Below are 23,274 nucleotides of genomic sequence, written 5' to 3' on the forward strand. Positions count from 1 at the left end.
GTGTCATAATGGGGAGAAAAGGACATCAGATGAATGAACACGCATAAACTAGATAAATTGAAACGGCCGCTTTATATCAATGTATATGATGAGCTTCTTCTTCAGATTAACAAAGGAGAATACCTCGTAGGTAGCCAGCTTCCTTCAGAACCGGATTTAGCCAAAAAACTAGGGGTTAGTCGCGCTACTTTACGGCAAGCTTTAGTTCTTTTGCAAGATGATGGATTAGTAAGAAATGTTCGTGGTAAGGGGAACTTTGTACTTGAATCTTCTTTTAACCAAGAGGATACTCAATTAGAGAAACTGAGCAACCCCATGCATAAATGTCATATAAGCGCATTTGACCAAGTAGATCTACATTATCGGCTGGACCCGCAAACGGAACATACCAAACAAGTATTAAGAAGAGAATCAGCTACAGTTGTAGCTTTGGAACGTTTGTATAGAGCAGGAGGAGAGCTACATGCTTACGCTTTTACTTTTATGTCTATGCAAACAGTAGAGAGGTTATCTTTGGATCTTGATAGTAAAGAGAGAATGCTGGATTTTCTAGAGAATCAGGCTTATGTAGATGCTAACCATGGGAATATTGAAATAAAATATACGCATACCGTTAACTTAGCAGATCGGAAAGATAAATTAATGGGGCAGAACGAGTGCTTTTTGCTACTAGAAACCCTTTACGACAAAACAGAGCCAGATTATCCGTTAATGTATAATAAATTTTATATCCCACAGCAGTTCTCAAATTTAAAATTAAATATGTCTAAAGGTTAACCAATAATAATGGATTAGAAAAACTCCCTTTTATCTGCGACATTTAGCAGACAGAAGGGAGTTTTTTTGACCCGAATCAAAGAGTTTTTCAAGGGGGATTGCTTAATGCAAAATAAATCCTTCTTCTTCGGCCTCATTGTTTGGCAGGAAAGGCAGCTTCGGGTTCGTTTTCAATAAAGTATCCATCAATGCATGATCAAAATTATGCTTTACTACACAGTTGCGGTCAAAAATCATGGTAGCCTCATCTCCCGGTTTACATGCCGGCCACTGGGGAAGGGAAGGGATGTTAGGATTGCCATAGCGTGCAAAGCTTACCCATGCCCCACAGATGCGCTCCTCCATCCGATCGGAAACTCCCGGAATGAGGCACACGGGAACGCGTTTCGTATTATGGAATACGAAAGGGATCTCAGCGCAGTGCCATGCTATCTTGCCGCCCTCAAAAGGAAATTCATAAGCAAATAAGTAGGAGTAGGTAGGAGCTTCCTCGTGTACGGATTTCTTCTCAATAAAGTCCTTGGTTGGAATACGGAAGAAGATATCTAAGAATAGCAGGTCGGACAAGTGTTTATCCGGATATGCTTCCCTAAATTGTGTGACAAGCTTCTCCGTATGACTGCTATACTTTTGAGTCAGCATCTCCATGGTGGCTTCCTCAGACACGTCCTGCTTGTTAGAAACACCGGGACCAAAAGCGAACTCACCAAATACGCTACCAATCAATACCGGAATGGTCTTTGCATGCTCGGTAAAGCCCACCTCTCTTGGATCGCCTATATAGAATTCATTAGGCATAGGATTGCCGCCAATGTATTCCCCTTGCATTGCAAGCGCTGGTGCAACTTTATTATAAGCTGCAGCTAACTGAGGATAAGGAACCGCTTCCAATCTTTCTACTTCGGCCTCGCCCAAATTAAGCTCTGCCAACAGTGCCTTTACAATGGCGGTGCTATCGGTCTTGCTGGTGTCCAAAAAACCATCAATTAATCCGCTCTGGATAACGCCCTTATGGAACAGGCCGTCTGCTGCCGGAGTATTCATTAGTGTCCATACCTTCATACCGCCACCAGACTGTCCGAAGATGGTCACATTGTCCGGGTCGCCGCCGAAAGCTGTAATGTTTTCCTGAATCCATTTTAAAGCTGCTACCATATCGGCATTTCCGGCATTAGCGGAATTGACGTATTTATCTTCAAAAGCAGACAGGTTCATGTATCCCAGAATATTCAATCGGTGATTTAAGGTTACTACGACCACATCGCCGAACTCGCTAAGCTTGTCTCCTTCATAAGCTACCTGTTCAATAGAAGAGCCAGCTGCGAAACCGCCCCCGTGCAGCCATACCATAACAGGTTTTTTGGCCTGCGGTTCAAGGCTCTGAGTCCAGATATTCAGATACTGACAATTCTCATCCATAGGCCAGTAACGGTGAGGAACCAGCACTTCCATGACGGGCTGATCCTGGGTTAACATGGGAGACACATAACCGTAAGCGAGTGCATCCTTAATTCCCTCCCAAGGCGCTACCTCTGTGGGCATCTGGAAGCGCTTGGCATCTGCGTACTTTATCCCTTGAAAGGTATAAGTGCCGTTGACCTGAAAGCCTCTCATTTTTCCAGCTTTGGTCTGTACAATGGGTTCTGCTGAGGAACATACGAAATTTTTTGCTGTCATCATGGAAATCCTCCTTACATCAGATAGCCCCATTATAATAAAAGTAGGATAGTGAAAAATATAGGAAACTTATCTGCTTTATCCTTATTCTTTGCTTCTTTTCTGGAGGTCAGCAGGTCTGGTCTCAGGATAAGAAAATAATCATGATAAAAAAGTCAAGATTCCCTTATGCAACAGAAATCATCACCACCCTCAAGCTGATTGCTAAGTACGAAAAAAATGTGGAATAATGTCCATATGAAAACTACCTATGAGGTCATCACAACCAATCGTTATACTCCGTTCCGGTTATTGCTTCATCGCCCGAATCATGTGCAGATGCATTGGCATGAAAATTTAGAGATTATTTTTGTCCTGAAGGGCACGATCGAGTTGTTTCGGCAACAAGAGCGGCATCTTCTGCACGAATCAGCCATTACCGTTATTAATTCGAAGGAGGTTCATTCGATCAGTGGCGATGAGAACAGCTTGATCTTAGCGCTGCAGGTGTCTCATTCTTATATAGAAGAGCAGTTTACAGTAATTAAAGAGCTGCAGTTCCATTGTGATTCTTATCTATACGACCATCAGCATCAGATCGAGTTCGATCCGATCCGGCAGATGTTGGCGTACATGATGCTGACGTATACGAAACAAGCACTGGGTTATGAACTGGAGCTGAAAGGTTTATTGTTCCGGCTCATGGCGTATCTTGTTAAATATTATTCCAAGCCTTTGCAGGGCAAAGATGCATCATCCGATGTGAAGTTCATGGATCGCCTCTTGGCCATTACCGAGTTCATTCAACATAATTATGCGAAGCCGATCTCTTTAACAGAGATTGCTGAGCAAGAATTTTTGTCGGTGCACTATTTGTCTCGATTTTTCCAAAAGTTTTTGGGTACGACCTTCTCTCAATACCTTAACGGTGTGCGTCTGGAGCATGCTTTAGATGAATTGAATTACAGTGATTTAACGATCACCCAAGTGGCGCTGAATAACGGATTTCCCAGTATCAAATCATTTAATAAGGTATTCAAAGAGTTTTACGGAGCAACACCGAGAGAGTATCGTGCGAAGCGCGCGGGAGATATGTCCGCTTATGCGAATGCCAGAGCATCGAAGACTCCTAATTATCTGGAAATGAATCAACAGGATGCCTTCAAGGAGCTATTCAAATATTTGCCGAGCGAATCTCAGGAATCCAACTTTATTATGCAAGATAAAATGGTCGTAAAGACAGAGAGCATCCACCTCGATGTAAATAATTCAACGCCACTTATGCATACTTGGCGAAAATTGACTTCGATTGGCAAAGCGAAAGAGGGTTTATTCGGAGAGGTGCAGCGGCAGCTCATCCAGCTTCAGAAGGATATCGGGTTCTCCTATATCCGGTTTCATGGCATCTTCGACGACGAGATGATGGTGTATCATGAGAACGGACGAGGCGAGCCGTATTATCTGTTTACTTATGTGGATCAGCTATTTGACTTTTTCCTGAGCATAGGCCTGAAGCCGTTCATCGAGCTTGGGTTTATGCCTTCGAAGCTGGCGTCTGGTGATGCGACAATTTTCGTGAAAAAGAGCAATGTCAGCTATCCCAATCAATTAACGCGCTGGATGGGGCTCGTCGAAGCACTGCTGGACCACTGTATCGAGCGATACGGCGTTGAAGAGGTGACTACTTGGTATGTTGAAGTATGGAATGAACCTGATGTCATCTCCTTTTGGAGCGGGACTCAAGAGCAGTATTTCACCTTCTATCAGGCAACCCATGAAGTGATCCGGAAGTATCCCAAGCTTAGAATGGGGGGGCCAAGCTTGTTGTCTCCAACGATTCTTAATGATACTTGGTTACAGGATTTTCTGTACTTCTGCATGCAAAACCATTGTTTGCCCGACTTTATATCGTTCCATAGCTACCCGTTCGATCAGATTTTTTACGATGCCATGCAGCTCGATGGGGGGATGTCGGAGGAATTCGTTTGGACGGCAGAGGAAATGTCGAAATATTGGACACTGTCGGCGGCTGAAGATTATTTATCGCAAGTAATCGTCAAAGCGCGTGATATAGTTGTTGAATCCGGAGCAAATATCAAGGAAATTCACTTGACGGAGTGGAATTCGAGCGGTAACCAACGAGACTTGATTCATGATACATGCTATCAATCCGCTTATATCGTGAAGAACGTCATCGATACGATCGACCAAGTGGATAGTCTTTGTTATTGGACGAGTACAGATTTTCTGGAAGAGTTTCTTGTGCCGAATCAAGTGTTTCACGGCGGACTCGGGCTGATGACGAACAACGGGATTGAGAAAGCTGCTTATCACGCTTATCAAATGCTTGCCAAATTAGGTTCTGAGATGATCCAGCGCGGCGAGAACTATTGTATTACGAGACAAGGAAATGAGATTCAGGTGCTCTTATTCCATTATGTACATACAGATGCCTTGTATCGTCGTAATGACGTCTCTCATTTGAATGAATACGATCGCTATCGCATTTTCAAGCATAACGATCCGCTCGAGCTTACCTTGGAATTGTTGGGCCTTGCGCCAGGCAGCTATCAGATTCGCAAAACAGTGTTGAACCGCCAATGGGGCAGCTCCTACGATCGTTGGGTGGACATGGGACACCCCGTACATCTTTATTCGGAGGATATTTCCTATCTAAGGAGTGTAAGTCTTCCGAAACGGGAAATTTTCGTTCAACTCATCGATCAGCAATTTAATCTCAAAGCAGAACTTTCACCGCATGAAGTCCAATTGTATGAAATGAAAAGAATCTAATCTATGATAAATCGACCCCTAGCAGGCATGTAGGGGTCTTTTTTGTCCTCTGACAGGTTCATATTTGACCTTACTACAATTCCACAAAGCTTAAGTAGGTTTCAAAGAGGTTAAATTTGCGATGGAACAGGGATAAATAGCGGGAAGTTATTGTTGTTAGCGCTTACTATAATGAAAGCATGATAATGAGCAGGAGGTAAACACATATGTCAACCAAACAAGTACCATGGTTTGAACGAATCAGCTATTCACTTACCGATACTGCATCCAATCTCGTCTTTCAAGTAGTAACAACCTATCTGTTGTTCTACTACACAGATTCGATCGGAATGAGTGCGGCTGCTGTAGGTACATTATTTTTAATCGCCCGGGTTATCGATGCTTTTGACAGCCCTTTCTTCGGGATCATGATCGATAAGACAAATACCAGATGGGGAAAATCGCGTCCATGGTTCCTATGGTTAGCCTTGCCATTTTCCGTTATCGCTGTGCTAACGTTCTCTGTACCGGATATTAGTCCGTCGGGACAAATTGTGTACGCTTACGTGACCTATATCCTGTTAGGGATTCTATATGCAGGTATCAATTTGCCGGTCACTTCTATTCTGCCCAGTCTATCGAGTGATCCGCAAGAGAGAACGGTTATTGGTACGATTCGTGTCCTGTTTGCCATGGTAGGGACCATTGCCGTAACGACCTTTACATTGCCGATTGTTCATAAATTAGGGCAAGGCAATGATGCCAAAGGCTTTACCTGGACGATGATCATTTTTGCATCAATTGCATTTGTGCTGTTCATCAATGCATTCTTCAATACGAAAGAGCGTGTAGTATCCGCTTCTTCTCAGAAATCTTTACCGGTCAAAGAGGGCATGAAAGCGATCAAAGGCAATTGGCCGTGGGCAATCATGTTGTTTATAAACTTTATTTTCTGGGTGGCGAACATCATGAAGACCCAGACGACAACCTACTATTTCACGTATAAAATTGAAAGACCTGACCTGATTCCAATGGTAATGGGCTTGAACCTAGTCATGATCTTGACCTTAGTCATCGTGCCGTCCTTAACCAAAAAATTAGGTAAACGGAATATCATGATATTCGGATTAATCGTTTCAATTATCGGTCAGCTGATCATGTTCATGGGAGATCAAGCGAGCAGCATCACATTACTAATAACTGGAAGTGTCGTTGTTAGTCTTGGTGGCGGTTTTGCAGGCGGATTGTTGTTCATTATGATCGTGGATACCGTGGATTACGGCGAGTGGAAAACAGGGGTTCGTGCACAAGGCTTGCTGACAGCTTCCTCAAGCTTCGGTGTAAAGTTCGGTATGGGTATTGGCGGCGCGTTATCCGCCTGGATGCTTGGACTTAGCGGTTATAAAGCGGGAGCAGTGCAGACGGCTTCGGCATTGCGGGCCATCGAACTAAATTTTATTTGGATTCCTATTGTTTGTTACGTCTTAGCCATTATCGCACTATTGTTCTATACCTTAGATAAAGATGAGAGTCAAATGCTAGCAGATTTGAAAGCACGCAATAACATTGCATTATAAATTCAATGATATCGAGAGGAGAAAACAATATGCTACATCAAGTAGATTTGACGAAGAAACCATTTAACCTGAACGAACAAGATATTACATGGGTACAAGAAACATTAGAAGGCTTAACGTTAGAAGAAAAAGTCGGACAGCTCTTTTGCCCGGTAGGGATGGGTGACAACGCGGCTTTGATCGATATGGTGAAAAAATACCAGCCAGGCGGATTAATGTATCGTCCGGGTCCAGCGCAAGAGATCCGCTCAGCGCATAAAGCCATGCAGGAGAACAGTAAGATACCGATGCTTCTCGCAGCGAACCTGGAAAATGGGGGAGATGGGGTTGCAACGGAAGGCACTTACTTCGGGAAGCAGCTTCAAGTGGCGGCTACAAATGATCCGGATATGGCGTATAAGCTAGGGACTGTGGCTTGTAGTGAAGGAAGAGCCGTGGGATTGAACTGGTCCTTTGGACCAATTGTCGATATTAATATGAATTTCCGCAATCCGATTACGAATGTTCGTACCTTCGGCGATCGTCCAGAGACCGTGCTTGATATGGGACTTGCTTACATGAAGGCAGCCCACGAGAACGGTATGGCGGTATCGATTAAGCATTTTCCGGGTGACGGGGTCGATGATCGGGATCAGCACTTACTGACATCTATAAATTCACTCTCCACAGAAGAGTGGGATGCGACTTTTGGACATGTATATCAGACGTTAATTGATGAAGGTGCTAATACGGTCATGGTCGGACACATTATGCAGCCAGCCTATCAACGTCATTTTAATCCACAATTAAAGGATGAGGATTTGCTTCCAAGTTCGTTGTCGTCAGAAATTCTACAAAATTTGCTGCGCGAGAAGCTGAACTTTAACGGTGTTATCGTCAGTGATGCCACGTTAATGGCCGGATTTACAATAGCAGAACGTCGTGAGCTGGCTGTACCAAAAGCGATTGCTGCGGGATGCGATATCTTCCTCTTCAATCGGAACTTCGAGGAAGATCTAGAGTATATGCTAAGCGGCATTCGTAACGGCATTCTGACGGAAGAACGCTTGAACCAAGCTGTAACGCGTATTCTTGGCTTGAAGGCATCTTTAAGATTGCATGAGCAAGCTCGTACGAATACCTTGGTTCCTGATGAGTCAGCTTTAGCGGTCATTGGTTCTGAGCAACATCACCAATGGGCACAGGCTTGCGCCGACCAATCCGTAACATTAGTGAAAGATACGCAGCAATTACTACCGGTTACACCGGAAACGCATAAGAGAATGCTGCTCGTCGTGTTAGGTGATGAGGAAGGAAGCTTCTCCGCGGGAGGAACCCATAAGCCATTCGTAGAGAAGCTGCGGAATGCTGGATTTGAAGTTACCGTCCATGATCCGATGGACATGCAAGCCATGTTCATGTCGGTTCGGGATTATGTGAAACAATATGACTTCGCGCTTTACTTCGCGAACTACGCGACAGCGAGTAATAAGACAGATCTGCGTATTAACTATACACCGCCATATGGTGGGGATATTCCATGGTTTATTAAAGAATTGCCAACGATGTTCGTATCCGTGGCGAACCCTTTCCATTTGCAGGATGTGCCGCGTATTCCGACGTTCATCAATGCATACTCAGGAAATGAATATTCCTTGAATGCGATCGTTGACAAAATCCAAGGCAAATCTGAATTTAAAGGAACCAATCCGGTCGATCCGTTCTGCGGCTATTGGGAAGCCAGACTATGATGCGTGCCGTTATATTTGACCTTGACGGTGTACTGGTATCGACGGATCATTTTCATTATAAGGCTTGGAAGCAAATAGCAGATCGGCTGAACATTCCTTTCGATGAGGGTGTCAATAACCGATTGCGCGGTGTGAGTCGCATGGAGAGTCTGGATATTATTTTATCCGGTGCTTCGGACAAACAATTTACAGATGAGCAGAAGCAATCGTTAGCAGAGGAGAAAAATACGATTTATCGTAAGTTTCTGGAGCAGCTTTCACCTGCTGACATCTTACCCGGTGTAACGGAGACCTTGGAAGGATTAAAGGTGAAGGGGGTCGCCGCCGCTGTAGGGTCCTCCAGTAAGAATGCGCGGTTCATTCTTGAACAAGTAGGCTTGTTAGATTGGTTCGCCGTCGTAGTCGACGGTAATCAAATCTCAAGAAGCAAGCCGGACCCGGAAGTATTTTTGCTCGCGGCAAGTCAGCTGGAATGTGATGCATCCGCATGCCTGGTTGTCGAAGATGCGGTAGCCGGAGTGCAAGCAGGCGTCCATGCAGGAATGGAAGTTGCGGCGGTAGGTGACGCGGTGAACAGCAAGGAAGCGACCTTTACGCTTCAACGAATAGATCAACTGCTCAAGCTGATCTAAATACAAAGTAATGATGAAGTGGGAATAGACTTAAAAAGTCGAAAAACCTTGTAGTTTAGGGTTTTCGACTTTTTTTATTATAAATTAAGTTCTACTAGATTATTATGTATTTCCAACTAGCTGGAAAGTCTTAAATACTGGACTTTTGCTAAAACTCTATTGTAAGATCTGTGACAATATAGACTCTAATGTTTTAGCTTGATAGGGCTCGCCAAATTCATATAATACATCGATTGCTGATTGAGCAAGCTTCGTTCCTTCTTCTTTACTGTTTCTTTTAATTTTAATTAGACCGTTATAATACTTATATACAATCTTAAAGAACAGCGTTTGATATTGAGGACTGCTAATATTATTTAAGTTCTCTAGTAAGATCTCTGCATAGCTTATTTGATTGATCATAATTAATTCGTAAATCATATTGGTTAGCATTACACATATGACATCTCGTCCGCGTTCGTGGGCTTCATATTTTTTCATAGACTTAATAAGCGTTTGAAAGAGTATATCTCTTTGATCGTAATCTATGTAATTTAAAGTATTTGTGAACAGCTGCATTTCTTGGAGGGTCCAGGATTGGAGATTGTTGAGATAGTTAGTGATCGTCTCGATATCTTCTGTCAAAATGACATTCTTCTCAAACTGACCCGTCAAGTTAAAGTGCTTCAATAATCTTATACGAGACCTGACTTCTGCCAGATGAATTTTTGAGGTCAGATCCTCCCTCTGATGTAGTTCTTGATAAATCTCAATTAATGCTTCGAGATCGTTATTGTTTCCGGCTTTGGAATATTTGTTGGTAAATGTATCGTGTTTAGATAGTTTATAACCTCTATAAATGTAGAAAAACTCATCAATCCCCATCATAAGTCGATTTAAAATTTGTTCTAACAGCCTTAATGTGATCTCATGGTTTCCTTTTTCAAATTCAATGGCATATGATTTCGAGATAATATCTAAATACACTTCTTTTTGACTTAATCCCTTATTGGTCCGTATATTTCGAACAACCTCACCGTAGGTATTCAATTCGTTCGCCACCCTCTTATTGAAATCGTGAGCTTTTATTATATTTCAGAGAGAATCTAATTTGATTACGAAATTTTGATATTTGAAAGTCTGCTCATTGTGGTGTTTTGAGCTGATTGGAAATATTAGTAAATAAATCGAATCCGTTGGAAATTTCTTCAATTTAAGGTCCTATTTATAAGACCTTTGTCGAAATGGGACATAAAAGCAATTATGATGTAAGTACGTTAGATGGATTAATGGAAGCATAAGTTCTATATTTCCTTGGAAGGATTTGATTTATTATGAATAATAAAAGTGATTTTTTCAGATTTGAGCGTAAAAATGATGATTTCCCGTTCTACAGTGAACTGTCATCGCCTAGTCTAAATTTGAAGAGCAGCCTCATTTTTCTCGTTTCTGTCGCGGTTGGTTTTGCTCTGTTTCTTATTATGTTTGGAGGTCCCAATGTACAGCCCTTTATGAATGTGATTTTTCCTTTAGCAGCAGTAATCTTTGTGGCACGAAGTCAATGGACATCATTATTCAGAAAATTAGTAGCTAAAGATATTCTTTTGATTCTTGGAACTTACGTTGCGAATTTGATTGTGACAGGTATTGTCGGTTTCCTTATTACGAAATTGTTTAGTACGAGCGCTAATCCCGCAACCGATAGTTTCAATGGTAATTTTGCTGATGCAATTCCGTTCTTCTTGAGAACGATCCCGATGCTGTTTGGTGAAGAATTAATCACGATACTTCCATTCTTGGTCGTGCTATCATTTGGAGTTAAGAAACTTAAGATGAGTAGAAAGTCTGCTATAATTTTAGCCTGCATAGTTTCAGCTATTTTATTTGGGGCATACCATTTACCAACGTATAATTGGAATATTGTCCAAGCTATTCTCGGTATTGGTATTGCACGGATCGTTCTGCTATATCCATATCTTAAGACTAAAAATATATGGACATCGTTTATAGTGCACGTGATGAATGACTGGACAATGTTTGCTTTGGCCTTTTGGGCATCCACTCGCTAATTTTTCTCAAAGGATTTTTTGCGATAGAGTCTTAACAAACACCTGCAACTCCTTATTGAAGAAGGGGCTGCAGGTTTTTTTTGTATTCAAAAAAATGTGATAGACGCTATATAGCTGCTCAATATGAATGTGATAAAATGGGAAAAATCTATCATAGGGAGAAATTAACATGGGATTTTCTCTTCTCGGCACACTAATGGCATTAATCCTTCTTGCTCCAAGTTTGCTAATGATTAAGTTTCCACCTGAAAATGTACCTTCGGGTTTGCGAGATGCAGAACCAATCTATACCCTCTTGGAGAGAGCAGGACAATTGGGTTGTATAGGTATTCTTGCGATGTCACAGGATAACTTTCAACAGGTAAAGTTTGGCGTAATTGCTGTCTTTATTGTCTTGTTGATTGCTATTTATTATGGTCTTTGGATTCGATATTTCGTTAAGGGGAGGCAATATAAATTGTTATGGGACCCTTTAGGAATTATTCCGATCCCGATGGCAGTCCTCCCAGTATGTGCATTCGGATTGGCAGCGATTTGGGGCAAATCCATTTGGCTGAGTATTGCAGTAGTTTGTTTAACGATAGGGCATTTAGCCAACTCTTGGCATAGTTATCAGTACACCAGAAATAAATAATTAGAAACATAGTAAAAAATACCCATATAAAAAGTGGTTGGATAGTTAATAAGCTGCATTGATAGAGCGAGTTTGAAGATAGATAAAAGCATGAAAATGCATGATTTACGAACAATGGAAAAAATAAAGTCGAAAATGTTCGTTTTTTATCATTGACAACTCACGTGCTATCCACCTAAAATGATAGAGCACAACAACATAATTCTTTCGTATATTTCCGGGAATTGGCCTGGAAGTTTCTACGAGGTCACCGTAATGACCTGGCTACGATTAAGAAGAGCAGAGCAACCCGCATTGTCCTGGATTTAGGGCTATGGTCCTGGGTGCTACTCTTTTTTTCGAGCCGGTGTCTAACAGATACCGGCTTTTTGTTGCTGTCAGACACAACATACCTTAGGGGGAGAACAATTTGAATCGGTTTTTCAAGTTGAAAGAGAACGGCACCACAGTTCGTACAGAAATCATGGCGGGCTTGACCACGTTCATGGCAATGGCTTACATCTTGTCGGTTAATCCGAGTACTTTAACAGCATTTGGCCGTATTGATATGGGCTGGTACTCTGTATTTCTAGCGACGGCGCTGGCAGCAGGTATTTTCACCATCGCAATGGGCGTGTTCATAAACTTTCCAGTGGCGTTGGCACCTGGTATGGGACTTAACGCATATTTTGCTTCCGTAATTCTATCTTCCGCCACATCAGAGCATCCATTCACTTGGCAAATGGGTCTGACAGCCGTATTTATTTCCGGTTTGATCTTTATCTTGCTGACTGTAACTCGAGTGCGACAGATCTTACTAACTGCAATTCCTGACAGCTTGAAACATGCGATTACAGTAGGTATCGGGATGTTCATTACGATCCTTGGTCTTAAGAACAGTGGACTTATGACGATTGGTGTTGAAGCCGGTAAAGACATTCCTGCTAACACTTTCACAGATGTCCTTTCCTTTGAAACTATCATTCACATGGGTAGCCTAGAGAATTCCAATGTCCAATTGGTAATTATCGGACTTCTTCTAATCTCTATCCTGATGGTATTGAACGTTAAAGGTGCGATTTTATTCGGTATCTTGGGAACAACTGTCGCTGGTATGCTGATGGGTGTAGTTGATTTCAGTGCATTGTCCAGTCCGGCAACGCCTTGGGTTCCTGACTTCACACAATTGAACTTCTTCCAGTTTGACTGGGATGGTATCCTGCACACAGGTATTGTTTCAGCGATTGCAACTTTCACATTTGTAGAGTTGTTTGATACATTTGGTACACTTGTAGGTACGGCTCAACGCGCAGGTATTATGGATAACCCTGAAGAAGGTAATAGACGTGTAGGTAATGCGATGTTTGTCGATGCAGTTGCTGTAGCAGGTGGTGCGGCACTGGGTACTTCGACTACTACTGCTTTTGTAGAAAGCGCGGCAGGTGTTGCTGAAGGTGGACGTACAGGTCTTACAGCTGTAACAACGGGCGTATGTTTCTTGCTTGCATTGTTCCTTGCTCCAGTGGTTGCTCTTATTCCTGGATCTGCTACAGCCGCAGCATTGATCGTCGTAGGTGTGCTGATGGCACAATCGATCCGTCAAATCGATTTTCAAGATATGGTTGTTGCAATTCCAGCGTTCCTAACACTTGTAATCATGCCTTTCACTTATAATATTGCTAACGGTATCTCCTTTGGTATCGTAACTTATGTAATCCTTGCTTCTGTTGCTAACCTTGCAGGTAAGAAGAAATACGATATTCACTGGATGATGTGGGTACTTGCGATCCTGATCGTTCTCCGTTATGTATTCCTTGGTAGCGAGGGCTAACATATATACAGTATTTCTGAAATTCATCTTGGGCTCCTTCATTACTGAAGGGGCCGTTTTTTTTATTTTCGATTATGTATTCTCCTACTTAACTTGTTGGATGTTCTTCCTTTCCATCATCCAATATTTAGATTATATTGTTGAAGAGGTGATGAATGTTGTCCACAAGATTTAGCAATTGGTCTTCTTATTTTAAAAGTAATCCTTGGCCTCTCTTATTGTTTTTGCTGGGGGCTGTGATTCGCATTTTTTACTTTGGTTCGATTCCAGGTGGCTTGAATCAGGATGAGGCATCTATAGGTTATGATGCTTACACTATTCTTCATTATGGAATAGACCGCAATGGTATTCATTTACCTATTCACCTCATTGCTTGGGGAAGCGGACAGAATGCACTTTATGCTTACTTATCAATGCCTTTCATATTATTGTTCGGACTTACTCCAATGTCTGTACGTGCGGTTAGCTTAATCATGGGTCTACTGGGTATGCTCGTATTCTATCTTCTTTCCAAAGAGCTATTTACTTCCAGAACTGCTGGTATTGTGGCGATGTTTTTTATCGCAATTAATCCTTGGCATATTATGATGTCAAGATGGGCACTGGAATCTAATTTATTCCCCACCCTGATTCTGTTCTCCGTTTATATGTTACTTAAATCATTTCAAATTCCGAAGTGGTCTTATGGCTTTACAATTATGCTTGCCCTTTCACTTTATGCCTATGGAACATCCTATTTTTTTGTGCCGATATTTGCTTTAGGTGCTGGAACTCTTCTATTCTATACAAGAGCACTAAAGCTTCGGGCCATTCTATGGAACTGTGCTCTGTTTATATTAATGGCACTCCCAATCTTCCTATTTATTATGATCAATCGATTGTCGCTAGAGGGGATTTTGACCCCATTGTTCTCAATTCCGAGATTGACAACGCCGCGTGTGGAACAGGTAACTTCTATATTCGGAGGGCAACTATTACATACAGCATTAAGCAATTTCCGGGAATTTTTGAAGATATTAATTAGCGGATCTGATGGTTTGCCTTGGAATTCGATTTCACCTTATGGATACGCGTATCCTATTGCGTTACCCTTTGTACTTATAGGACTTATATTTATGTTAACGACAATACGGAACCGTGGTCGTGAGCGGACGGGACTGCTCGTTATTTTACTTTGGTTGTTTGTTTCCGTTTTGATGACCTTTGTTACGAACGTAAACATTAATCGGATGAATGTGATTTTCTATCCAATCATTTTGCTGATTGTTGCAGGGTTTATGTGGTTAAGCAAGAAAGTAAAAGTATTAGGAATTCTGTCGGCTGTAACCTTTAGCTTATTTTTTGTTCTATTCACTACAGTTTATTTCCGTGATTATCCTAAAGAGATAGGACCAGCTTTCTATGAATCTTTCGGTGAGGCTATACAATATGCTTCTGAAGAGAGTGCTGGGAACATCTACGTGACTGATAAAGTTAATATGCCTTATATTTATGTGCTTTTTTATGAGCAGATCAATCCCCATGATTTCTTAGCAACCGTTAATTATTCTAATCCTGGAGGTGCATTTCAGCAGGTGTCTTCCTTTGGGAGATATAGATTTGGATATTCAAGCATAGTTCCGGGAGAGACAGCGACATATATCTTGTGGAATGGTGATCCCATTCCTGCTGAAAGCGATAATTATTCGGTTAAACGTTTTGCCAACTATACTGTTGTGACCGCTAAGACTGGGGTAGTAGAGGGAATCTCGGAATTTACAAATGGAGGATTTGAAGAGGGGATATCAGGCTGGAGCTTCTCATCCGGTACGGGTATGGCAACCAATAATCCCTATAATGGAAGTTATCTGGCCTATCTTGATCCGGGATTTGACAAAACGATTACACAATCTATCAGAATAGCAGAACCTGGAGAATATAAGCTTGGTATAATGGTTAGTGCTGGTGGAGAAGAAGGAAGGGTTGGCGTCCGAGTTAATGGCGTAGTGCGGGCGGAGGCTGAAATACCTGCTAGTGAGGTTTATCAAGAGCTTACACTTCCAATGGTATCTATCGGTCAGAATGAGCAAACTGAAATTTTTATTAAAGGCGGTAAAGGCTGGATTAATATAGACGAGGTGAGGTTGGAACGATGATCAAGAGTACACGTACGGCCGCAATGACTGTATTGATGCTGTTATTGTTTTTGCTTCCTGTAACAAGCATTTATGCAGACGGAAATCTATTGCAGAACCCTGGATTTGAGGAGGGAGGAGAGGACGCTCCTTCTAACTGGACTAAGGATATGTGGATTTCTGGAGACAACTCTGGCATACTTTCAATCCAATCGGACGAGGTTCACTCCGGTAGTAAAGCGGCAGTCATTGAGAATATCGAGCCCAATCATTTGAAATGGGTGCAGACGATTAAGGCAACGCCGGACAGCTATTATAAAATCTCTGGATGGATCAAAGTAGTAAGTACCGCAGGCGAGGGAATGGGTGCTAATATACTTGCCGTTGGAGTAGGCGGGGGTTATCCCAGTGTAACGGATACGGCAGGAGAGTGGCAGTATCTTGAATACATAGGCCAGACAGGACCTAAGCAGAAAGAATTCGGCATAGGTGCAAGTTTGGGGGGCTACTCCAGCTTGATTCAAGGTAAAGCTTATTTTGATGATTTGTCTGTAGAAAAATTAGACGCTGCTCCTGAAGGGGCCAACGTCATTTCTCTGGATAGTGCAGCAGTTAGTCAGGATGCTGGTGGCAAAAAAGCGGATACCCCACATAAGGTATCTCCAACCAAGATGCTGCTGATCTCAGCGCTTTTCAGTGTATTTTTTGCAGTGCTTTATACCAAGGCATTCCGCAGTGAGAAGCTTATGAAGCAACCTGAGAATGTCTATTCCAAATGGCTGAGCATTGCCATCGGGGTTGCTTTTATCCTAAGGGTCTGGATTGGTCTGACTGCTCAAGGCTATCAGAACGACATGAATACCTTTATAGCTTGGGGTCAGCGTATGGTTGATTTAGGTCCAGGCAAGTTTTATGAAGAAGGGTATTTTGCCGATTATCCTCCTGGTTATTTGTACATTTTGTACATTCTTAGTTTTATTCGCGGTGTATTTGGCTTTGCGCATGGTTCGGGTGGAGAGAATCTGCTATTCAAACTGCCAGCGATTATTTCTGATTTGGTATTGGGTTACTTCATATATCAAATGTCCCGCAAAAAACTCGGCTCAGGGATTGCTTTTGGCTTAACGCTATTATTTCTGTTTAATCCGGCGGTGCTTGTTAATTCAGCGGCGTGGGGACAAGCGGATTCATTCTTTTTGATTTTCCTGTTGCTCAGTATCTATGGCGCTGCGAACAAAAAGTTTGTTCAATCCGCGATTTTGTTTGCAATAGCAACTTTAATTAAACCACAAGCGTTAATATTCACACCGGTATTATTGTTTGCTTTCTATCATCACCGTGCTTGGAAGCAGCTTGGATTTGGAGCTTTGTACGGATTAGGGATATTCGGATTGCTCGCGGCACCATTTTTCTGGAATAACGGTGGTTTAGTTGGCCTTATTAATCTGTATAAGAGTACGTTATCTTCCTATCCCTATTCTTCTGTGAATGCATTTAATCTATATGCATTGACTGACCCGATGTGGTCATCTCTTGACCTAACTTGGTTAGGTATTACTTACCGTGTATGGGGCTTCATATTTATTTTAGTGGCAGTAGCCATAGCAACGTTTTATTCCTTCAAAAAAGATCGCTTGGATTTATCCAAATCCTACTTTATCGGTATGGCGCTCATTGTAGTAGTTTTTGTGCTTGGAACCAAAATGCATGAACGTTATATGTTCCCTGCTGTTATTCTATGTATGTTCACTTATATAGCGAGTCGGGATCGTAGGTTTTTATTCCTATTCCTTGGATTCAGCTTAACGCAGTATATCAATGTGGCTTATACGTTGACCCATCTAAATGCAGGTGTAAATCCAGGTGCAGATGGAATCGTTTTGGTTACTTCTATTGCTAACCTGTCATTATTGCTATACATGCTCTACATTGGTTACGACGTGTATGTTCGTGGGGGAGTAAAGCCTCTTCCAGCACCACCAACACCTGAAGAAAAATATGAAGAAGACCTTAAAGTCGTCGAGCAAATAAGACCGCACCAGAAGGGAGGGAGACTTAAGCGATGAAGTTTAAGCGTATAGATTGGATATGTATTCTTGCCATTACTGCCGTTTACGCGGCAATTGCTTTATATAATTTAGGTTCTACTAAATCTCCAGAGACCTTGTGGGAGCCAGCTGCCAGCGGTGAAAGCTTCTATGTAGATCTAGGACAGAGCAAACAATTGGAACGAGTGAATATCTTCGGTGGCGTAGGTACCGGGAAGTTTAAGCTCGAATTCAGTGAATCCCCTGAGGTCTGGAGTAGTCCACTGGATGTAAGCGAGGATGTTGGGAATGTCTTCATCTGGAAAAGCCAACCTCTGAACGTTGCAGCAAGATACGTGAAGTTTACAGTTACATCTCCAGGGTTCACTTTAAATGAAATGGCCTTCTATGAGCAGGGAGGTGAAAGAGTACCTCTTTCTATAGCCGGTGTTACACCGGATGCTAATGCAGTCGCTAAAAGAGGAGAGCCTGCCAATCTTTTTGACGAGCAGTCGCTCATCCCTGAATATTCTAACTTTATGAATAGCACTTATTTTGACGAGATCTACCATGCACGGACAGCTTATGAATATACACACGGGATTGTGCCTTATGAGAACACGCATCCACCACTAGGCAAGCTATTGATCGCAGTAGGGATGGAACTGTTCGGAGTCAATCCTTTCGGCTGGCGTATTATCGGAACATTGTTCGGGATTGCCATGCTGCCTCTCATTTATGTAATGGCACTACGTCTCTTTAAAAAGAGCAAATACGCAGCACTTGCAGCTGGATTGTTCGCACTGGATTTCATGCATTTCACACAAACAAGAATCTCTACGATCGATGTATACGGAGTATTCTTCATCATGTTAATGTTTTATTTCATGCAGCGATATTACACTATGAATTTCTTCAGGCAGCCCTTAAGAAAAACGCTAATTCCGTTGTTCTGGTCCGGTCTATTCTTCGGAATTGGTGTCGCCTCTAAGTGGATTGTATTGTACGGAGGAGCTGGGCTGGCCATTATGCTAGCTATCTCGCTCTTCGAGCGCTACAGAGAATACCAAGCATCGGGACGTTTGCTCGCGGAAGGCAAGATCAAAGACAAGCAACTGCTAGGTACCTGTGGCGAAGCCGTAAATTCGTTCTGGAAGAATACCATTATTACGCTAGCTAGTTGTGTTGCATTCTTCGTAATCATACCGGTCATTATTTATAGTTTATCTTTTGTTCCGGGTTTATCTGCATCCGCAGAGGGCTTTACTATAAAAGGCTTGATTGATTCCCAAAAGAACATGTACAACTATCACAGTCAGCTTGTAGCTACACATCCTTTTGCGTCCTCCTGGTGGCAATGGCCATTTATGAAGAGACCCGTCTGGTTCTTCAGTGGCAGTGAGGGTTTGCCGCAAGGTCAGGTCAGCAGTATAGTGACTATGGGGAATCCGCTTATCTGGTGGACGGGTATTTTCGCAATGCTGGCAACACTGTGGATTACACTGAAACGCAAAGATAAGACCCTTTATATGATCTGGATTGCCTTTTTCTCACAATATGTTCCGTGGATGCTTGTCCCAAGGGAAACCTTTATCTACCATTATTTTGCTATGGTGCCTTTTATGATTCTTGGTATTGTATATATAATGAAGTTGCTAGATAGTAAATATCCTGAGGCTCGTTATGTTAGTTATGTCTATGTGGCTGTTGCTTTACTGCTCTTTGTCGCGTTCTACCCTGTCCTGTCAGGGATGGAGGTAAGCGGAGATTATGTGAAGAATATGCTGCGTTGGTTCCCATCTTGGGTTTTCTAAGATTTTTTTTAAATATTTATAACAATAAGTTTATGCTTACAGCGTTATTATGAAGTACAGAAAGATGTAACGCTCCATAAAGCTTTTAGGAGGAATAAAGGTGAAAGCCAGATATAGTGTAATTGTACCCATGTTCAATGAGGAGCAAGTAATTAGCGTTACTTACGAACGTTTGAAAAAAGTAATGGACGAATGCGGCGATACTTATGAGCTAGTCTTCGTTAATGACGGAAGTCGTGATCGTTCGGCCCAGATGATTCGGGAGATCAGTGATCGGGATGAATGCGTCAAGCTAATTGACTTCTCGCGTAATTTCGGACATCAGGTAGCGATTACAGCTGGCATGGACTATGCCGAAGGTCAAGCGGTTGTTGTTATTGACGCTGACCTTCAAGATCCACCGGAGGTCATTTTGCAAATGATCGAGAAGTGGAAAGAGGGCTATGACGTTGTGTATGCGAAGCGGCTGAAGCGCCGTGGAGAAACGATGTTCAAAAAGGTAACGGCCAAGATCTTTTATCGATTGCTCAGCAGCATGACAAGTGTAGACATTCCCACGGACACAGGTGATTTTCGTCTTATTGATCGTAAGGTATGTGATGTCTTGCGAGGTCTCAAGGAAAAAAACCGGTATGTCAGAGGTTTAGTGAGCTGGGTCGGCTTCAAGCAGACGATGGTGGAATATGAGCGGGAAGAACGATTTGCAGGAGAAACTAAGTATCCTCTTAAGAAAATGATTCGTTTTGCGCTGGATGGGATCACTTCCTTTTCGCATAAGCCACTTAAGATTGCTACGTATGTCGGATTCTTTCTTTCCTTCTCGAGCTTTCTCTATTTATTCTTCGTATTGTTTCAAAGAATCTTTTTCACCTCATGGACGGTTCCAGGTTGGGCTTCCATTGTAGGGGTCAATTTGCTCTTTAACGGTATCGTTCTGATGCTGCTAGGTGTAATCGGTGAGTATATTGGACGGATTTATGACGAGTCTAAGGATAGACCGTTGTATATTGTCAGTGAGACCATAGGATATCGTAACGAAGAAGAAGTGGATCGCCGGAAGGATTACAAAGATGTCAGATAAGAACTTTCGGACTGCTTTCATACAGTTTCTCAAATTTAATGCTGTAGGTCTGGTAAATACCCTCATTGATTTCGTAATCTTCACATTACTGAACTCACTTGGGATGGTATATGCGTTGGCACAGGTTATTTCTTATAGTGCAGGGACAGCGAACAGCTTTATTTTGAATAAAAAAGTAACCTTCAAGGATCGTGACCGTGGCAATAAAGAGGGGTTTGATAAGACGCAGTTGCTGAAGTTTATCGTACTGAATCTGGTAGTACTCGGAATATCGCTGTTGCTAATGCATCTGTTGACTGACAAACTAGGCATTCAAGTGTTGATCTCTAAGGTATTAGTAACGTTTGTGACGGTGATCATTAACTTCTTCGGAAGTCGTAAATGGGTATTCTAAAGTTCAGTAGAACCAATCTACGGAGGTGAAAATCATGCGTAAATTCTCGTATGTGCTCATACTGGCGGGGATCCTTATCATGCTCTATCCAAAAGCTAACGAATGGTATAACGACTGGCAGCAGGATAAGCTATTAGAATCGGCTGAACTGAGCACCAGTGAAAGTACTCCACCACCTGATCTGAAGAGCAGATATGCCGAGGTCACTCAGCTACTAGCGGAGGAATCAGCTCTAGATGCACAAGCACAGCCGCAAGAAACAGAAAAGCCGGAACCGGAAATTGAAGTGGGTGGCAAAGTTATCGCATTAATTGAGATCGATAAGATCGATCTGAAGCTGCCTGTATTAGATGGGGCTACTAAAGCGAATATGAAGCATGCCGCGGCCCATATGAAAGAAACAACTCCAATAGGAGAAATAGGGAACGCCGCAATAGCTGCACATAGAGCTAGAACTACGGGCAGATTGTTTAACAGGCTGAATGAGGTTGTGATTGGGGATACGATTACGGTAAAGACTAGCGATCAGACTTATAATTACGAGGTTTATGATATTTCTGTTGTACTTCCTAGTGATGTGTCTGTTCTAGACGGGAATAACAAAGATAAAATTCTTACTCTAATTACGTGTGACCCACTAGTAGATCCTACACATCGTTTGATTGTTCATGCCAAGCTTTCCTAATCGTTGACGAGAAATAACAAGAAAACTCAAATACAGAGAAATAACTATAAAATAATAGTAAATCTAGCAATTTTGTTCTTGTTTACGAGGATAAATATGGTAGTATAAGACTATAAAAGCTAAACACGATAAACGGCAAACCTATCGAAAGGTAGGGACGCAAAGCTAAAGGGCCTTCCCGTAAGGATGGCAGCCAGTTACCGAATGAAGAGGCTTTTTTTGTTTTTATAAAATATATAAGAATCTTAGATTCATATTTCTACTTGGACTGATTCTGTTAATTTGTCTAGTGAAATTAGAACAGATAGAGCTTATACGATAACGGCAAACCTATCGAAAGGTAGGGACGCAAAGCTAAAGGGCCTTCCCGAAAGGATGGCAGCCAGCTACCGAAAGGGGTTTTATCCGTGAAAAAGGTTTATTTTATGATGGTGGCGCTGTTCGTACTGATTACTGCGGTTCCGGTAAGCACAGCTCAAGCCGCAAGTGTAGATGCAAGCTGGTTGATTACATCGAAAGTGGCTCAAGGTGTTATTGGAATTAACTATGATATTCCGAAAGATAAAAGAATCAAACTCATGATCACTAAAGACAACAGCAGCTATACATATAACTTATATGCTTCTGGACAAGCTGAGGACTTCCCTTTACAACAAGGTAATGGTACTTATAAGGTTTCTGTTCTTGAGAACACAACCGGCAATAAATACAAAGCGTTATATTCCGAAGTAGTAGACGTAACCATGAGTGACTCGAATTCCGTATATTTGGGCTCCGTACAGAATGTGAAATGGAGTTCTTCTGATAAAGCGATCCTTAAGGCAAAAGAGCTTACAAAAGGCAAAACAACAGATGAAGAGAAAGTTAAGGCAATCTATAACTATGTAGTTGCTAATGTACAATACGATTATTCTCTTGCTAATAACGTAACAACAGATTACATTCCGAACATTAACAACACTTTGAATACTAAAAAAGGAATCTGCTATGACTATGCTTCTCTTTTTGCCGCAATGCTGCGTAGTGTAGATGTGCCTGCTAAATTGGTGATGGGGAATACTAGCTACGTTACGCAATACCATGCATGGAATGAAGTGTTGATGGATGGGAAATGGGTTACTATTGATACAACGGTAGATGCATCGTCAGCGAAGAGTAAGAAGAATACGGATTTTATTAAGGCTTCAAGTAAGTATACTGCAGCAAAATACTATTAATTTGCATCGCTAGATTCATAACTCTATTAAATAAACAACCAGCTTAATTATTAAGCTAGTTGTTTATTTTTCTATTAGGGGTTGCTTTTCTATGAATAGATAGGTTATTATAGTTAAGCGTTGTTAGACAGCGTACAGGCAATGTTTGAGAGAGTTATATAAACGGCTTTCGAAAAATAAAGCTTGCATTACTGAAAACAACATGGTATATTATAAGAGTTGCTGCTGAGACATTAAACGGCGCCAACGAGAACTTGATCTTTGAAAACTGAACAACGAGTGAGTAGGAAATCACGAAAGTGAAAT

At 42.0% G+C, this 23,274-nt stretch carries 17 protein-coding genes and 3 riboswitches; of the genes, 15 read left to right on the plus strand and 2 right to left on the minus strand.

What is annotated here, in order from left to right; genetic code table 11:
* Positions 1-33 precede the first annotated feature (33 nt).
* The gene (locus ACFWMP_RS30190) at positions 34-777 is read left to right on the plus strand and encodes a GntR family transcriptional regulator (RefSeq protein ID WP_379426020.1); all 744 of its coding nucleotides are present in this window, start codon (positions 34-36) and stop codon (positions 775-777) included.
* Positions 778-879: 102 nt separating this feature from the next.
* Here ACFWMP_RS30190 and ACFWMP_RS30195 read toward each other — a convergent pair whose 3' ends face one another.
* Complete coding sequence (locus ACFWMP_RS30195; RefSeq protein ID WP_379426022.1) at positions 880-2,457, minus strand: carboxylesterase/lipase family protein; 1,578 nt, start codon at positions 2,455-2,457, stop codon at positions 880-882.
* A gap of 234 nt (positions 2,458-2,691) precedes the next feature.
* Between ACFWMP_RS30195 and ACFWMP_RS30200 the strand changes: the two genes are divergently transcribed.
* The 4 genes from ACFWMP_RS30200 to pgmB all read left to right on the plus strand — a co-directional run bounded on the left by ACFWMP_RS30200 (position 2,692) and on the right by pgmB (position 9,144).
* On the plus strand, positions 2,692-5,226 hold the full coding sequence (locus tag ACFWMP_RS30200) for a GH39 family glycosyl hydrolase (RefSeq protein ID WP_379426024.1): 2,535 nt from the start codon (positions 2,692-2,694) through the stop codon (positions 5,224-5,226).
* 206 nt (positions 5,227-5,432) lie between these two features.
* A complete protein-coding gene (locus tag ACFWMP_RS30205; RefSeq protein WP_042184704.1) occupies positions 5,433-6,782 on the plus strand; it encodes a glycoside-pentoside-hexuronide (GPH):cation symporter in 1,350 nt (449 codons plus the stop codon).
* 29 nt (positions 6,783-6,811) lie between these two features.
* Positions 6,812-8,512: a glycoside hydrolase family 3 protein gene (locus ACFWMP_RS30210; RefSeq protein ID WP_042184706.1), complete on the plus strand. Its 1,701-nt coding sequence runs from the start codon at positions 6,812-6,814 to the stop codon at positions 8,510-8,512.
* Positions 8,509-9,144, plus strand: a complete 636-nt coding sequence (pgmB, locus tag ACFWMP_RS30215) for a beta-phosphoglucomutase (protein ID WP_379426027.1) — start codon at positions 8,509-8,511, stop codon at positions 9,142-9,144. Before ACFWMP_RS30210 ends, pgmB begins: the two co-directional genes overlap by 4 nt.
* A 156-nt stretch (positions 9,145-9,300) precedes the next feature.
* Here pgmB and ACFWMP_RS30220 read toward each other — a convergent pair whose 3' ends face one another.
* Positions 9,301-10,173 carry a helix-turn-helix domain-containing protein gene (locus ACFWMP_RS30220; protein WP_042184710.1) on the minus strand — a complete coding sequence of 291 codons (873 nt, stop codon included), beginning with the start codon at positions 10,171-10,173 and terminating at the stop codon, positions 9,301-9,303.
* A gap of 284 nt (positions 10,174-10,457) precedes the next feature.
* Between ACFWMP_RS30220 and ACFWMP_RS30225 the strand changes: the two genes are divergently transcribed.
* The 10 genes from ACFWMP_RS30225 to ACFWMP_RS30270 all read left to right on the plus strand — a co-directional run bounded on the left by ACFWMP_RS30225 (position 10,458) and on the right by ACFWMP_RS30270 (position 22,968).
* Positions 10,458-11,192 carry a CPBP family intramembrane glutamic endopeptidase gene (locus ACFWMP_RS30225; protein ID WP_042184712.1) on the plus strand — a complete coding sequence of 245 codons (735 nt, stop codon included), beginning with the start codon at positions 10,458-10,460 and terminating at the stop codon, positions 11,190-11,192.
* Positions 11,193-11,361: 169 nt separating this feature from the next.
* Positions 11,362-11,826, plus strand: a complete 465-nt coding sequence (locus ACFWMP_RS30230) for a hypothetical protein (RefSeq protein WP_379426030.1) — start codon at positions 11,362-11,364, stop codon at positions 11,824-11,826.
* A 187-nt stretch (positions 11,827-12,013) separates the two neighbouring features.
* Positions 12,014-12,113: riboswitch (purine riboswitch) on the plus strand.
* Positions 12,114-12,235: 122 nt separating this feature from the next.
* Positions 12,236-13,636: an NCS2 family permease gene (locus tag ACFWMP_RS30235; RefSeq protein WP_042184716.1), complete on the plus strand. Its 1,401-nt coding sequence runs from the start codon at positions 12,236-12,238 to the stop codon at positions 13,634-13,636.
* 155 nt (positions 13,637-13,791) lie between these two features.
* Entirely contained in the window at positions 13,792-15,771 is a 1,980-nt protein-coding gene (locus ACFWMP_RS30240) for a hypothetical protein (RefSeq protein WP_379426032.1), read from the plus strand.
* Positions 15,768-17,816, plus strand: coding sequence for a glycosyltransferase 87 family protein (locus ACFWMP_RS30245; RefSeq protein WP_379426034.1), 2,049 nt, complete (start codon positions 15,768-15,770; stop codon positions 17,814-17,816). Before ACFWMP_RS30240 ends, ACFWMP_RS30245 begins: the two co-directional genes overlap by 4 nt.
* Positions 17,813-19,591 (plus strand): phospholipid carrier-dependent glycosyltransferase, encoded by a 1,779-nt coding sequence (locus ACFWMP_RS30250; protein ID WP_379426037.1) that lies wholly within the window; start codon positions 17,813-17,815, stop codon positions 19,589-19,591. Before ACFWMP_RS30245 ends, ACFWMP_RS30250 begins: the two co-directional genes overlap by 4 nt.
* A 100-nt stretch (positions 19,592-19,691) precedes the next feature.
* On the plus strand, positions 19,692-20,672 hold the full coding sequence (locus tag ACFWMP_RS30255) for a glycosyltransferase family 2 protein (RefSeq protein WP_076285851.1): 981 nt from the start codon (positions 19,692-19,694) through the stop codon (positions 20,670-20,672).
* Complete coding sequence (locus tag ACFWMP_RS30260) at positions 20,662-21,066, plus strand: GtrA family protein (RefSeq protein WP_042184722.1); 405 nt, start codon at positions 20,662-20,664, stop codon at positions 21,064-21,066. Before ACFWMP_RS30255 ends, ACFWMP_RS30260 begins: the two co-directional genes overlap by 11 nt.
* A 34-nt stretch (positions 21,067-21,100) precedes the next feature.
* Positions 21,101-21,751: a class D sortase gene (locus ACFWMP_RS30265; protein WP_379426040.1), complete on the plus strand. Its 651-nt coding sequence runs from the start codon at positions 21,101-21,103 to the stop codon at positions 21,749-21,751.
* A 124-nt stretch (positions 21,752-21,875) separates the two neighbouring features.
* Positions 21,876-21,956: riboswitch (cyclic di-GMP riboswitch) on the plus strand.
* Positions 21,957-22,064: 108 nt separating this feature from the next.
* Positions 22,065-22,145, plus strand: a riboswitch (cyclic di-GMP riboswitch).
* A 13-nt stretch (positions 22,146-22,158) separates the two neighbouring features.
* Positions 22,159-22,968 carry a transglutaminase-like domain-containing protein gene (locus tag ACFWMP_RS30270; protein ID WP_081383096.1) on the plus strand — a complete coding sequence of 270 codons (810 nt, stop codon included), beginning with the start codon at positions 22,159-22,161 and terminating at the stop codon, positions 22,966-22,968.
* Positions 22,969-23,274 lie beyond the last annotated feature (306 nt).

Origin of the sequence: Paenibacillus sp. NPDC058367 (genome assembly GCF_042723305.1) — a bacterium.
GTDB lineage: Bacteria > Bacillota > Bacilli > Paenibacillales > Paenibacillaceae > Paenibacillus_AQ.